At 42.8% G+C, this 13,694-nt stretch carries 14 protein-coding genes; 9 read left to right on the top strand and 5 right to left on the bottom strand.

Features of this window, described 5'->3' with window-relative positions:
* Window positions 1-3: 3 nt before the first annotated feature.
* Complete coding sequence (gene rnhA / locus MSED_RS11485; RefSeq protein WP_012022171.1) at window positions 4-450, bottom strand: ribonuclease HI; 447 nt, start codon at window positions 448-450, stop codon at window positions 4-6.
* A complete protein-coding gene (locus MSED_RS11480; RefSeq protein WP_048060379.1) occupies window positions 428-820 on the bottom strand; it encodes a CbiX/SirB N-terminal domain-containing protein in 393 nt (130 codons plus the stop codon). The genes rnhA and MSED_RS11480 overlap by 23 nt, the downstream gene beginning before the upstream one ends.
* 68 nt (window positions 821-888) lie before the next feature.
* Between MSED_RS11480 and MSED_RS11475 the strand changes: the two genes are divergently transcribed.
* From MSED_RS11475 to MSED_RS11455, 6 genes are read left to right on the top strand one after another with little or no spacing between them, the layout of a single operon-like run.
* A complete protein-coding gene (locus tag MSED_RS11475; protein WP_012022169.1) occupies window positions 889-1,527 on the top strand; it encodes a 30S ribosomal protein S6e in 639 nt (212 codons plus the stop codon).
* Window positions 1,528-1,531: 4 nt separating this feature from the next.
* On the top strand, window positions 1,532-2,779 hold the full coding sequence (locus tag MSED_RS11470) for a translation initiation factor IF-2 subunit gamma (protein ID WP_012022168.1): 1,248 nt from the start codon (window positions 1,532-1,534) through the stop codon (window positions 2,777-2,779).
* A complete protein-coding gene (locus MSED_RS11465; protein ID WP_144418794.1) occupies window positions 2,743-3,180 on the top strand; it encodes a PIN domain-containing protein in 438 nt (145 codons plus the stop codon). The genes MSED_RS11470 and MSED_RS11465 overlap by 37 nt, the downstream gene beginning before the upstream one ends.
* A 12-nt stretch (window positions 3,181-3,192) precedes the next feature.
* Window positions 3,193-3,723: a DNA-directed RNA polymerase gene (locus MSED_RS11460; protein ID WP_012022166.1), complete on the top strand. Its 531-nt coding sequence runs from the start codon at window positions 3,193-3,195 to the stop codon at window positions 3,721-3,723.
* A gap of 1 nt (window position 3,724) precedes the next feature.
* Entirely contained in the window at window positions 3,725-3,922 is a 198-nt protein-coding gene (gene spt4 / locus MSED_RS12105) for a transcription elongation factor subunit Spt4 (protein ID WP_012022165.1), read from the top strand.
* Window positions 3,895-4,416 carry a GTP-dependent dephospho-CoA kinase family protein gene (locus MSED_RS11455; protein ID WP_012022164.1) on the top strand — a complete coding sequence of 174 codons (522 nt, stop codon included), beginning with the start codon at window positions 3,895-3,897 and terminating at the stop codon, window positions 4,414-4,416. Before spt4 ends, MSED_RS11455 begins: the two co-directional genes overlap by 28 nt.
* A gap of 49 nt (window positions 4,417-4,465) precedes the next feature.
* Here the strand turns inward: MSED_RS11455 and MSED_RS11450 are convergent, their stop codons facing one another.
* Both MSED_RS11450 and MSED_RS11445 read right to left on the bottom strand, forming a co-directional pair.
* A complete protein-coding gene (locus tag MSED_RS11450; protein WP_012022163.1) occupies window positions 4,466-5,707 on the bottom strand; it encodes a 2,3-bisphosphoglycerate-independent phosphoglycerate mutase in 1,242 nt (413 codons plus the stop codon).
* Window positions 5,704-7,965 carry a CDC48 family AAA ATPase gene (locus MSED_RS11445; protein ID WP_048060201.1) on the bottom strand — a complete coding sequence of 754 codons (2,262 nt, stop codon included), beginning with the start codon at window positions 7,963-7,965 and terminating at the stop codon, window positions 5,704-5,706. Before MSED_RS11445 ends, MSED_RS11450 begins: the two co-directional genes overlap by 4 nt.
* Before the next feature lie 50 nt (window positions 7,966-8,015).
* On the opposite strand from MSED_RS11445, the gene rgy reads away from it, so the two are divergent.
* Entirely contained in the window at window positions 8,016-11,678 is a 3,663-nt protein-coding gene (gene rgy, locus MSED_RS11440; protein WP_012022161.1) for a reverse gyrase, read from the top strand.
* Window positions 11,679-11,685: 7 nt separating this feature from the next.
* Entirely contained in the window at window positions 11,686-12,561 is an 876-nt protein-coding gene (locus tag MSED_RS11435; protein WP_012022160.1) for a carbon-nitrogen hydrolase family protein, read from the top strand.
* Here the strand turns inward: MSED_RS11435 and MSED_RS11430 are convergent.
* Window positions 12,546-12,869, bottom strand: a complete 324-nt coding sequence (locus MSED_RS11430) for a 30S ribosomal protein S25e (RefSeq protein WP_012022159.1) — start codon at window positions 12,867-12,869, stop codon at window positions 12,546-12,548. The two genes, MSED_RS11435 and MSED_RS11430, sit on opposite strands and share 16 nt — an antisense overlap.
* A gap of 49 nt (window positions 12,870-12,918) precedes the next feature.
* Between MSED_RS11430 and MSED_RS11425 the strand changes: the two genes are divergently transcribed.
* Entirely contained in the window at window positions 12,919-13,665 is a 747-nt protein-coding gene (locus MSED_RS11425) for a TrmB family transcriptional regulator (protein WP_012022158.1), read from the top strand.
* The last annotated feature ends 29 nt before the right edge of the window (window positions 13,666-13,694 follow it).

Below are 13,694 nucleotides of genomic sequence, written 5' to 3'. Positions count from 1 at the left end.
TGGCTAATCACATCCTATTTTCTTTAATTCCCCGTTTAACACCTTTTTGAAAGCTATCCTAGTGATTCTATCTGCCTCCTTGTTTTCTTCTCTGGGTATCCACTCAATCTCAACTGACGAGAATTTTGCAAGAAGCTCCTTAGCCTTCTCGTAGAGGGGGATAATTCTCTTTGATTTCACAGAGTATTCCCCTTTGAGTTGCCTTATCACTAATTGACTATCCCCTTCTACCCTAGCCTCTGTGACACCTAGCGTCAGCATCTTTTTTAACAAGCATATCAAACCGGTGTACTCAGCAACGTTATTAGTGGAGTTCACGCTCCAAGGTTCAGAGGCTAGTCCCATTCCCTCTATTACGTTCCCGTTAATGTAGATGACATAGCCGAATGTGGCTATTCCACCTGGATTTTTTGGTTCGCATAAACCGTCAAATCTGCCAAGGGCTTTCAAGAGCCTGTTCTACCCTTTCCTTTAGTACTTCAGCAACCCTTTTATCAATGCCTATGGGCCTAGCAATTATTACTTTCACGCTTTTCTCATTCACCGTCACGTTTCCGTTTTCGTCGATGCCAATTAGTCTGGGAATGTCCCTATAGAAATGGGCTCCAGCTGCGAATAAAAGTGGAACCGCTACTATTTCCGTAGCTCCCATTTTAACCAAGGCTTCAACGGCCTCTCTGAGAGTAGGTTGATTAAATTCTATAAATCCAAACTCTACTAATTCAAAATAGTTCTTGAGAAGGTCCTTGTAATTTATTGCCACCTCTTTCCACTCATTTACTCTACTTCCATGAAGCACAAGCAGAATTCCTATTTTCATATCTATAACCATAACCCTGAGTTTATATACTCGTGTCATTATACCTTTGTGAAAAGGGGAAAGACGAATTGGCTGACTTCAAGATTGTTATATCTGATCCTGCATCAAAGAAGGTCGTTCCAGCTAAGGTGAAGGTCAAGCTAGTTGATAATGTACAATCGGAAGAAGGGGAAAAAGAAGGACGCACTTTACCAGTATGTCTTGTCAATCCGAAGACCAAAGAGAAGTTAGGGGCAGATCAATTCATTACAGTTGAAATACAAAAACAGGAAGGGGACAAGAAGGTTAAGGTAAAAGTTCATTTCATTGCTAGGGAATCAGCTGAAGTTCCAGAAGGCGAGATTCATGCTAGTAAAGGACTTACGGAGAAATTTGGGGCAGAAGAGTTTGAAGCAGTAGCATACAGGACTAAGTCTTTCCAGTTAAATGTGGATCAAGGACAGGTGAATCTGGTCGGATCCAAAATAGGCGACAATTTCACGCTGTCAGTAGGAGGAATAGCCCTTAATCTCGCAATAACGGGGGGATCAGATAATACTGGTTTCCCTATGAGACCCGATGTTCAGGGGGCAGCTAAACGAAGGATACTTTTGGCTGGTCCACCAGGATTCATACCAACAGAAGATGGGGAGAGAAGAAGGAAGATAGTGAGAGGAAACGTTATCAGTGCAGAAAATGTTCAGATTAACTGTGTAATTGTAAGGTGATTTTTTGCCCTGGCCAGTTGTACAGCCAGAAGTCAACATAGGCGTTGTTGGACACGTGGATCATGGTAAAACTACTCTAGTTCAAGCTCTCACTGGAGTTTGGACATCTAAACATTCCGAAGAACTAAAGAGAGGTATGACCATTAGGCTAGGATATGCTGAGGCATCCTTTGGTCTATGCAAATCCTGTAGAAAGCCCGATGGGTACGTAAATGAGCCATCGTGTAATTCCTGCGGAAGCGACGAGGAACCTGAATTCTTGAGAAGAGTTTCGTTTGTTGATGCTCCAGGGCATGAGGTATTAATGGCGACTATGCTCTCAGGAACTGCCATACTTGATGGTGCTATCCTAGTTGTGGCAGCCAATGAGCCATTTCCTCAGCCTCAAACTAGGGAGCATTTTGTGGCCTTGGGAATAGCTGGAATAAATAAGCTGATAATTGTGCAAAATAAGGTAGATGTGGTATCTAAGGATGCAGCCCTAGCCCAATTTAACCAGATAAAAGAGTTCATAAAAGATACGTGGGCCAGTGAGGCAGAGATAATACCAGTTAGTGCACTTCATAAAATAAATATTGACGCTCTGATAGAGGCGCTGGAAAGAAGGATTCCCACACCTAAAAGAGATATGAGTCTGGACCCCATCATGTTAGTCATAAGGAGCTTTGACGTGAATAAGCCTGGTACTCCATCCACTGAGTTGAAGGGAGGCGTAGTGGGAGGGAGTATAATACAGGGAATGTTTAAGGTAGACCAGGAGATTAAGGTCCTTCCAGGAATTAGGTTAGAAGAGAAGGGAAAAATCACGTATAAGCCCCTCTATACCCGCGTTTCATCTTTGCGTTTCGGGGACTTGGAGTTTCAAGAGGCAAGACCTGGAGGACTAGTGGCCATGGGTACCTATCTGGACCCTTCGATAACTAAGGCTGATAGTCTCATAGGTAGCATCGTGACCGGGGCTAACGTGGACATTCCAGTTCTCTGGAAAATTACCACTACCTATAACCTTCTGGAGAGAGTGGTTGGAAGTAAGGAAATGACCAAGGTGGATCCTATCAGACCGAAGGAGACGCTTCTCATCACTTTAGGCTCTGCTACTAGTCTAGGTGTTGTCACTAGAGCAAAATCAGACGAGATAGAGATGGAGCTCAAGAGACCTCTTGCAATATGGGATAAGAAGGCTAGGCTAGTAATTAGCAGGCAAATTGGTGGAAGATGGAGATTGGTAGGATGGGGACAGGTGGTTCTGTAGGAATTTTGGTCGACACTAACATTCTCATGTATGTATATGATAAAGTGGATCCGTTTAACAGGATAATAGAGTATTTTGAATATAAACCCATATTCTATATTCATAAACTTGTCTTACAGGAGCTAGATATACTAAGTAGGAAATATAAAAATTCCACGAAGATGGAATCAAGGATATCATTAGCAAGGCAGTATCTAGAGGTCTATAGGAGTTGGTGGAAATTAGTGGATATTCACTCTAATCTCCCAACGGACGAGGCTCTCATTGCCACAGCGAGAGATCTAGGGTTAATCCTTTTTACCAACGATGAGGAGCTAAGAAGGAAGGCTTTAGAGCATAACGTTGAAATAATTTTCATGGGAAGACAGGGTAAAATTATAAAATCCTTTCGCACTATTTAGCCCCGATTCTTTATGTTTAAAGTTGTAAAGGCCAGAGGAGTTGTTAGAATACCACCCGAACTCTTTGGCGAACCCTTAAACAAAACAGCCATTGAGATACTTAATAATGAATATAAGGAAAGGTTATTTAAAGATTTAGGTCTAGTTCTGTCTGTTATTAGGGCTGACGTAAATGAAGAGGGGATGATTATATTCGGTGACGGGGCAACTTATCATGAGGTGGAATTTGAGCTCCTGACTTTCTCGCCCATGATTCAGGAAGTTATAGAGGGCGACATTACTCAAGTAGATAATTACGGGATATATGTAAACATGGGTCCCATGGACGGTCTCGTGCATGTATCTCAAATCGGGGATGATAATTACAAATTTGATTCTGTTAGGGGAATTTTAATTGGGGAGAAATCAAAAAAGACTTTTCAAAAGGGGGATATGGTTAGGGCTAGAATAATGACCATTTCCTCCACTGCTAGCAATAGGCTACCAAGGATTGGATTGACCATGAGACAGATGGGTCTAGGAAAGGTGGAGAGGAGGAACTGAGATGTCGGCCAAGACCCTCAAGGCTTGTAGGTCGTGCAAGGCATTGGTTAGCAAAGAGGTCCAGCAATGTCCCATATGCAACGGCACAACGTTTAGTGATGAGTGGGAGGGCATGGTTATACTCCTGAGCGAGAAATCGGAGCTTGCAGAGACAATAGGTGAGTCTAAACCTTGGAGGTACGCTATAAACGTAAAGTAGATCTGTGTTTCAGACCTCCTAGAACCGTTAGGGCAGAACTATCCAGACCTTATGGTATTCTTTTCTCAAATAACGCGAAGTTACTATCCTATCTAGGTCAATTCGAAAGGATAATTACAGTGGGAGATGTTGTAACAAGCCTAGTGACTAGATCAGGGATAAGACCTTTCCTTTCAGTTGTAGATGGAAAGACGAGGAGAAACGTATCAATTTCCGGAGAGAGATCAAGCGAGGTAATTACCAATGAAGCGGGGATTCTTAGATTTAGCGCCATGTCCAAGATAAAGGAGATAATGTATGGGAGAGAGCCTAGATCCCTCTTCGTTAACGGCGAGGATGACATGATGGTAATACCCATCATATTATATGGAAAAAATGGAGACCTAGTTGTTTATGGGCAACCAAATGCTGGGGCGGTTTGTCTAGAAAATTGGGAAGGCTCAAGATGGAGGGTAATGGACATCTTTTCCAAGTTCACGGCAGAGCTCTGCTAATCAGACCTGCGCGAGTTCTTCACCTATCCGACCTTTCGAGCTTCATCAATCATGCTCCGTATTTAGTAGCCCTGTTAGAGAAGTTCAAAAGCAAATCTATTATATTTAATCCAGTGATCTTGAGTGAACCTTTTCTAGCCTGCCTTTCGTTGAAGTCCCCCACGTTATCCGGGATGATGTTTGTTGGAACATAGAGCATCAGTGGTACAGGGTCACCTGAATGTTCCCTCAGTTCCACTGGCGTAGCATGATCTCCTGTGAAAAGAACTACAAGTTCAGAACCATATCTATCCAAAACTCTTCCTATGGATCTATCAATCATTTCTATTGCCTTAACTTTCTCAGACACCTTACCATCATGAGAGGCAGCATCGGTGGCTTTGATATGAAGAAACACTAGGTCATGGTCCTCTAGTAATTTGGCTGCAGCTTCGGCTTTCGCCATGTAGTCCGTGTCTATTCCACCAGTGGCACCTGGTGGTGTCACCACTTCCATCCCTAGAGACTTGCACACTCCCTTGATTAGTGCAGTTGCTGACACGGCAGCTCCACTTAGACCAGTATAATCCTTGAGTTTCGGTAGTTCAGTATGAATGGATGCACCTCTCAATAGAACTATATTAGCTGGCGGTAACCCTTCTCTAACCCTTTTATCGTTTAGTTGTGAATTAGAAAGAACTTCGTAGATCCTCCTTGTGAGTGCGTTTATTATATTTGCAGTCCTTTTTGAACTCAGGGCATCGTCGGTAGGTTCACTATTTAATATCCGCTTACCTACCTCATGAGGATCGGTGTCTGATACCTTGTCGCTTAGGTTATCCCCTGATAACACCACTGAGACCCTATGCTCAGTCCCATGATAGAATCTAACCTTGACCCCGTCAATTTCCTGGATCTTATCATTTAGTTCCTTAACCAGATCCTCTGCTTCTTCAATTTTTCTTCCAGCTCTCCTGTCTATAACTACTAAGTTTGAATCTACGGTGGCAAAGTTCCCTCTGAAGGCGATATCTCCTTCGGTTAGAATAGCTCCTGCGCCGAGAGCCTCAAAACTACCTCTTCCCTTATAGTATTTTTTTGGATCCAATCCAAAAATAGCCAAATGAGAGGTATCACTACCAGGCACTATGCCCGGGCCTATGGGGTCCATCAATCCGACCAAGGAAGATCGAAGAAGGGATGCAATCGTGGGTTTGTCGGCATTCTCTAGGGGTGTTCTCCCGTTTAGTGACGCTACTTGTCTATCACCTAGCCCATCACCTATGACAAGGAGAATCTTATACTTTTTCATCCTAGGGCACTCCTCTTCAGTTCCTTAGCCATTCTTTCATATCTCTCAATCTGGGCCTTAGTCAAGCTGGGCGTCACAACTTTCATGGCCTCCTCAAAATGAGCTGAGGTTACATTGGGAGCATTGGAATCAATGCAGGATTTAATTACTCTATTGTAGCACTCGGTAGCTCCATCTCCCTTAGCATTCTTGCATTCCTTCTCCGCGGAGGTGTTACACTTAGAGTAAATCTCCCTTAAAGATATCATTGTAGCCTCTCTAACAAGCGCCTCTAGATCAGCCCCAGTGTAGCCCTCGGTTTTCTCAGCTAGGGCCTCGAGATTAACATCTGGACTAAGGGGCACGGATTTAGTGTGTACCTTCAGGATCTCTAATCTAGCCTGCTTGTCTGGTGGAGGAACGTAAATTAGCCTATCAAATCTTCCAGGTCTAAGCAATGCAGGATCTATTATATCGGGTCTATTGGTTGCCGCAATCACCACTACCTTACTCAGGGGCACTATTCCATCCATTTCAGAGAGCAATTGATTAACCATTCTCTCGGTAACACCGCTATCATGTCCCATTCCTCTCATGGGTGCTATTGAATCAATCTCGTCAAAGAACACCACAGTGGGTGCAGTCTGTCTGGCCCTCTTGAAGATCTCCCTAATGGCCTTCTCGCTCTCCCCAACCCACTTGGATAAAACCTCTGGTCCTCTAACTGCGATGAAGTTTGCACCACTCTCCGTTGCAACAGCCTTGGCAAGCATGGTTTTTCCAGTTCCAGGGGGGCCAAACAGGAGTACACCCTTGGGTGGCCTTATCCCAGCTTTATTGAAAACCTCTGGAAATCTCATGGGCCACTCTATTGCTTCTCGTAATTGCTGTTTTACGTTCTCCAACCCACCAATCTCTGACCATCTAACCCTTGGTACTTCCACATATACTTCCCTAAGTAAGGTGGGCTGAACAAATTTCATGGCATTCATGAAGTCGTCCATGGTGACTTTGAGTTCCTTAAGAACTTCAGGGGACAGCCTTTCTTGCTCCAGTAGTTTCTTTCTGTCTCCCGTGTTGATGAATCTCCTCAGGGCATGCATGGCAGCCTCCTTGGCTAACGCTGCTATATCCGCTCCCGTGTAACCGTTGGTCATCTCTGCAATTACGTCCAAGTTTACGTCATCAGCTAAGGGCATATTCCTGGTGTGAACCTGAAGTATTTCCTTTCTAGCCTTAGTGTCTGGGGGCCTAATCTCTATTTCCCTATCAAATCTACCAGGTCTTCTAAGCGCTTGATCCACAGCATCTGGCCTATTTGTAGCCCCTATGACCACAATTCTCCCGCGTCCCTTTATTCCGTCCATGAGCGTTAGTAATTGTGAGACCACCCTCTTCTCAACTTCTCCAGTAACCTCTTCTCTCTTCGGGGCAATGGCGTCTATTTCGTCGATGAAGATTATTGAAGGTGCATTTTTGTCGGCGTCATCAAAGATCTCCCTAAGTCTCTGCTCACTTTCACCATAGAATTTACTCATTATTTCCGGTCCGTTAATAGTGACAAAGTAAGCGCCTATCTCGTTGGCCAAGGCTCTAGCAAGTAAGGTTTTCCCAACTCCAGGAGGTCCATAAAGTAGCACACCCTTAGGTGGTTCTATGCCTAGGTGTTGAAATAACTCTGGGTGTTTCATAGGAAGCTCTATCATCTCCCTTAACTTCTCCTTAACCTCGTCTAGGTCTCCAATGTCCTCCCATGTTACTCTCGGATACACCTGGGCTTCCCTAACTGGTTCCTCCTTTATCGTAATCTCTGTACTATTAGTAACAAAGACATAGTTGCTGGGTTGTGTGTTGGATACGACTAGATCTATTGTACCGGTGTAGATGGGAATTGAGATTGTCTCTCCCTTGATAAGGGGCTTATACATTAAGTATTCCTTTACATAATCTACAAATGTCTGATCAAACCGAATAGGCTGTGTTGGAGCAAGAGTAACTTTTGTGGCTGGATCCACCTTAGCCTTCTTTACTGTCACTTCGTCTCCAATGGAAACTCCTATGGTCTTTCTAACGTAACCGTCTACTCTTATTTCACCGTCGCTTATATCATAAGCCGGCATCGCCTGCAACAGGGCGGTGCCACTAGGCCCTGTAAGCTCAATGTAGTCCCCTGTTTCAATTCCTAGTCTTCTCATAGTATGCTCCGTCATTCGCGCTATCTTACGACCCACGTCCTTCTGTCTCGCCTCCAATATTCTCAATCTCAGATTCGACGACATATCTGAATCTAGTATAACCATTTAAATAAGTCTTTTTGACATGGTAGATAATGAATGCTGATGAACGACTTCCAGACGTAGTGTATATGGGCTCTTGCCCCAATTGTGGTTCTGACATAACGTCAGTTCGCCTAGGGAAAGGGAGTGTATGTGAAAGGTGTTTGGGAGAGGAAATTGATATAGGGAGTTTGCAACAACTGGTTGAAATACTACAAAATGCAGGCACCATAAAATCACTATTGAGAGAGAAGAACATCCTTGAAGAGGAGAGAAAGGTAATAGATCTATTCAAACGCGTGATTGGCTCAGAACCGTTGGGCCCTCAGCGATCTTGGATTATTAGGGCACTCCGAGGTGAGAGCTTTCCCATAATTGCTCCTCCGGGACTTGGGAAAACTACATTTGGCATAGTCATGTCATTGTATTACGCCTCAAGGTCAGAGAAGTCTTTGATGATTTTTCCAACAAGGACTTTGGTTTCCCAAGTGGTCCAAAAGATTCAGGAAATGGGAAAGTCTCTGGACTTCACTCCTAGATTAGTATATTACGTAAGTGGACTAACCCAATCTAAAAAGGATGAATTGAGTAAATCGTTGGCCGAGGAGGATTTTGATATTTTTATCTCTACCTCACGTTACGTAATTCAGCATCTGGATGAGATAAACAAGATCAATTATAAGTATCTGTTTGTTGACGATGTTGATGCAGTTCTAAAGTCGGGCAAGAGTTCGCTCACTATCCTGAAATTGATGGGCTTCAGCGACGAAAATGTAACAAAGGTAAGGGAGTTATTGAAGACATCTAGAGATAATACTTCATCATTTGATGAGATAAGAAAAATTCGAGAAAGATTCGCCAAGGACAGGGTAGCTATATTTTCGTCTGCAACAATTACAAGAAGTAACCCGGTTTTCACTTCCCTAATGGGGTTCAAGCCCGGCGGTGCAACAATCTATCTCCGGAACGTTATAGATTCATATATCATAGGAACGGACATAGTGTCTCAAACAGTCGAATTGGTAAAAAGATTAGGGCCTGGGGGCCTGGTCTTTGTCCCAGTGGATAAAGGCTTAAACTTCGCCAGAGAAATATCTCAGAAGATTGATTTCCTCAAGGCTTCTGTGGTTTCTTCCAATACCACCAAGAAATTAGAAGAATTCGAACAGGGCTCAATTGATGTATTAATTGGGGTAGCTACCCATTATGGACTCCTAGTCAGGGGAATAGATATTCCCTGGAGAGTTAGATATGCTATCTTCGCTGGGATACCTAAGTTCAGATTCAAACTTGGAGAGACAATGCATCCGCTGGCTATGTTGAGAATACTTACCCTACTTTCTGTTGTTCTTAAGGACCCTGAGATAACTAGGATCCTCAGATTCGTGAAATATAGACTAAGGAGGACCTCAACTGCGGCTTTAGCCATGTTAGCTAAGGCAGTTAAGGACGGAGCTTTAGAGGATAGAACCATGATAAGGGCATATGAGATAGTAAATACTTATCTGAAGGACAAAAGGATTGTTGAGGCCATATCCAAGTTTGGCGATATTTCATTTTCCGGAGATTATATTTCTATTCCAGATTATCTTACCTATATACAAGCCAGCGGGAGAACATCAAGACTTTATGGGGGACACCTAACTACAGGCTTATCTGTTCTTCTTGTGGATGATATGATCCTCTTTGATCTCTTGAAAAAGAAGCTATCCTTTATTCTGGATGACATGAAGTGGAATCCCTTGGACCTAGATAGTCAAAAAATTGGAGATAGAGATCTTCAGGAAATAGTGAAGCAGATAGATAAGGAGAGGGCAGAGATCATAAGAAGAAGGAAGATAGAGCCAATTTCCATGCCAATGGAGAAAATTAAGACCGTGTTATTAATTGTTGAATCTCCGAATAAGGCCAAAACTATTTCCAATTTCTTTTCCAGGCCAAGTATAAGGGATTTTGATGGATTACGTGTATATGAAACTGTAATTGGGGATAAGATATTGATGGTAACTTCAAGCGGTGGTCATGTATATGACCTTACCACGAAGGATCTTGGAGTCTACGGAGTTGAAGTAAAAAGTAACGGGGATGTTAATGTTATTCCCTTCTATAACACATTGAAGCGATGTGAAAATGGTCATCAATTCACCGAATACGCTGAGGGAGGTAAATGTCCAATCTGTATGTCAACTAACGTGAGAGATAAGAGATCGGCCATAAATGTTCTAAGAAGGCTAGTGCTTGAAGCCGACGAAGTTCTCATAGGAACAGATCCAGATGTGGAAGGAGAGAAGATTGCATGGGATCTATACCTTAACCTTAAGCCCTTCAACTCGAATATATTTAGGGCCGAGTTTCATGAGGTGACCAGAAGGGCCATAACTGAGGCGTTGAACTCGCCCAGAACTTTCTCTATCAACATGTTACGTTCCCAGTTGGTCAGGAGAATAGAAGACAGGTGGATAGGTTTCAAATTGTCAAATAAACTCAAAGAGGAATTTTGGAAAGAGTATTGTACCAAGACGTTGGGTAATAAGGACTGTGATACTGAGAATAGGAACCTCAGCGCAGGCAGGGTTCAAACACCCGTTTTAGGTTGGGTCATTTCCAGGTATGAGGAGTATCTCAGAACAAAGAGGACAATGTATGTGGCAAAGGCTGGTAACCTTAACATTCTCATACCTAAGCAACAGGGTATAAGGAAAAATTCCAAAATAAAGATAGTAATCCAATCAGCTGAGAGAAAACAGGATACTCTAGGTCCATTTCCGGCCTATACTACTGATACCTATTTATCTGACGCTTCTGGGTTCTTCTTCATTTCTGCCCAAGAGGCCATGCGTATAGCCCAAGATCTCTTCGAGAACGGTCTCATAACATATCATAGAACAGACAGCACTAGGATATCCAATGTAGGTATAGGTATTGCTGAGTCCTATCTCAAGGATCTCTTGGGTGAAAGGTATAGGGAGATATTTGTACCCAGGAGTTGGGGAGAGGGGGGAGCACATGAGGCGATAAGACCGACAAGACCTTTAAACGGGGAACAGTTGAGGGCCATGGTAGAGCAAGGTGAAATAGAGCCATCGAAACGCCTTACTTATAACCATTACAGATTATATGACATGATATTCAGGAGATTCCTATCAAGCCAACTTGTTCCACTAGTCGTAGAGAAGGAAATATTGCAGATATCCGCTAAAAAGGGTGATGAGACTTTGAAATTAGAGAGTGATACCCTTGAAATTGTGACCAATGTCAGACTTTCCAAGGATGTTCCAATTCCTTCCGAGATCCTCTACATTCCTTTCAGATCTATTGGGGAAACTCTCCTTACACAAATTAAGGATAAACTTCCAGCAGAAATTGACGCAGTTATAACGAGCTCCTTCCAGAAAAGCGATCATGCACTTTATACTCAGGGTGAATTAGTATCCTTGATGAAGCAAAGAAAAATTGGGAGACCCAGCACTTACGCATTTATTATCTCTACTCTCCTAAAAAGAGGTTACGTCTTTGAGACCATGAAGGTGAAGAGACTGATACCCTCTAAGTTAGGTCAGCACGTTTATGAATTCCTGAACTCTAGGTATTCTAATTTCGTCTCAGAGGACAGAACAAGATCACTCCTTGAAAGAATGGATCTCATTGAGGAAGGGAAGGAGGATTATAGGCAAGTATTAAAGCAATTGTACAACGAAATACAGGACATAAGGTGAAATAATTATGCTGATCTCGCTCACACACTTAAAGCTCAAGGAAATGGCAAAGAAGCATAATATAGAGAAAGCGAAAAGGCTGGTTAAGACTGCAAAGGAAAGAGGAGCAAAGCTTGTGGTTTTACCTTCTCTCTTTCCTGTGGGCAATGGATTTGAGGTATATGATAACGAGAAGAAGATGAGAAGTGTTGTGAAGAACTTGGCCGAGAAGATACCAGGTAATACTTCAGAAATCGTAATAAAATTGGCTATGGAAGGACAGGTGCATGTGATAGCTGGTCCTTTATTGGAACAGGCAGGTCCTAAGGTATTTTTGACAACACTTGTTATATCTCCTGATGGTGAAATAATTGGTAAATATAGGAAGGTAGCGTCATCAGAGAAGGATATCAGGTTGGGAATATCTAATGGTAAGGAACCAATGCACGTACTCCTCGACAAGAAGTATGGCCTTATAGCAGAGGATGATCTTATGTCGCCTGAGATAAACAGGCTTCTCTACTTTGGGGGTTCGCAGGCAGTTATAGGAACAATGAAGGCCTATCCAAGAAAGCAAGACTCTGTGAAACATTTGGCCATAGCAAGGACATTGGAGAACGATATGTCATATCTAATTAATGGGGAGATAATAGAGAACGAGGAGGGAGATATAGTGGGCTATTCACCTACTTTTATTACCACTCCTGACTCCCTGATTTATAAGGAGGCCAATGAGGAGGACTCCATTGTGCTGGTGGAAAGTACGATGATAACCACGAACCATGATAACTTAATGTCAAAGGCGGGCGACCTAGAATCGATTATAACTGGGTTATGTAAGAGTGTAAAAAGAGCTAAGACTGCAAATAACGTTCAACCAATTAAGGATCATGCAGCTACGTAAATAGCCGTTCTTCTATTTCTGAAAGCTTCCTTTATGGTTCCTTGCTCGTTCAGATCCTTCAGTATCCTCTTTGCCACGCTAAGTGTTATGTTGGCCTTCGTCGCTAACGTGTAAGGTGTAATTATCTTCTCCTTCTTTATCTCCTCTTGTACTCTCTTTATCATCTCGTCGCTTATGGTGATGTTCTTGGAGATAACTTCGTTCCCTGTTTTGCTTACCTTTTTCTTCTCCTTCTTCTGCTGAGCTTCAGCTTCCTTCTTTATTCTCTTCTCGATATTACTAATAGGCTTTTTTGAGGCTCCACCCAATCCATTCACCCGTTTTATTCATTAATGGAGACAGGGATAATAATCTTTAATGGATCAGGATCTACTGGACGATCTCCTATCTAGGGTTAGCCGATTTGCATCGATCTTGGGCATCTCTAGAAGCGAATTGAAAATTTACTCTACCCTTCTCCTTGAGGGACAGAGTAGTGCTAGGGACCTTTCAGATAAGTTAAATATTTCCTATACAAAGATTTACTCTATTTTAAACAGGCTCGAGGAGAGGGGTTGGATAAAAAAGGTAGGAAAGAGACCAGTTAGGTACGAGGCTGTCTCACTAAGGGATCTATGGTCTAATATCAAGAAATTACTTGAACTGAGGGTTTCTCAGTTTGAAAGAGAGTTTATTGAACCTCTCTCCACTATGATAGATTCCTCTTCGGCCTATACCGTAGTCGTGGTTCCATCAGCCAATCTGAAGAAGACATTAATCGACGTCCTCAACGAGCCCAGCAAGCAGTATCTGATAGCTATTTCATCTCAAGAACTGCTGGATGACGAGGTTTATCAGATAATTAATGGAAAATCCTTCACCTCCGAAGTAAGGGTTATAATTCAAAGGGGGATTAAAATACCTGAAAAGGTAAGCATCCAGCTAAAGGTCCTGGATAATATGTTCGGGAGTGGGATAGTTACCTCCTCATCGGTTTTGCTTGTGATCAAATCCCATGAAAGCTTGTCAGGTATAATTTCCAATCACAGATATCTTGTGGACATAGCCCAGGTGTATTTCAACCATCTTTGGGAGCAGGCTTCGCCTATAGGCACAAACCCTTAAAAGAAAACGCGAGGTTATGATCTATATCG

It is taken from the genome of Metallosphaera sedula DSM 5348, from assembly GCF_000016605.1.
In the GTDB taxonomy this organism is placed as follows: Archaea; Thermoproteota; Thermoprotei_A; order Sulfolobales; family Sulfolobaceae; genus Metallosphaera; species Metallosphaera sedula.
This window is presented reverse-complemented; position numbering and strand designations above follow the sequence as displayed.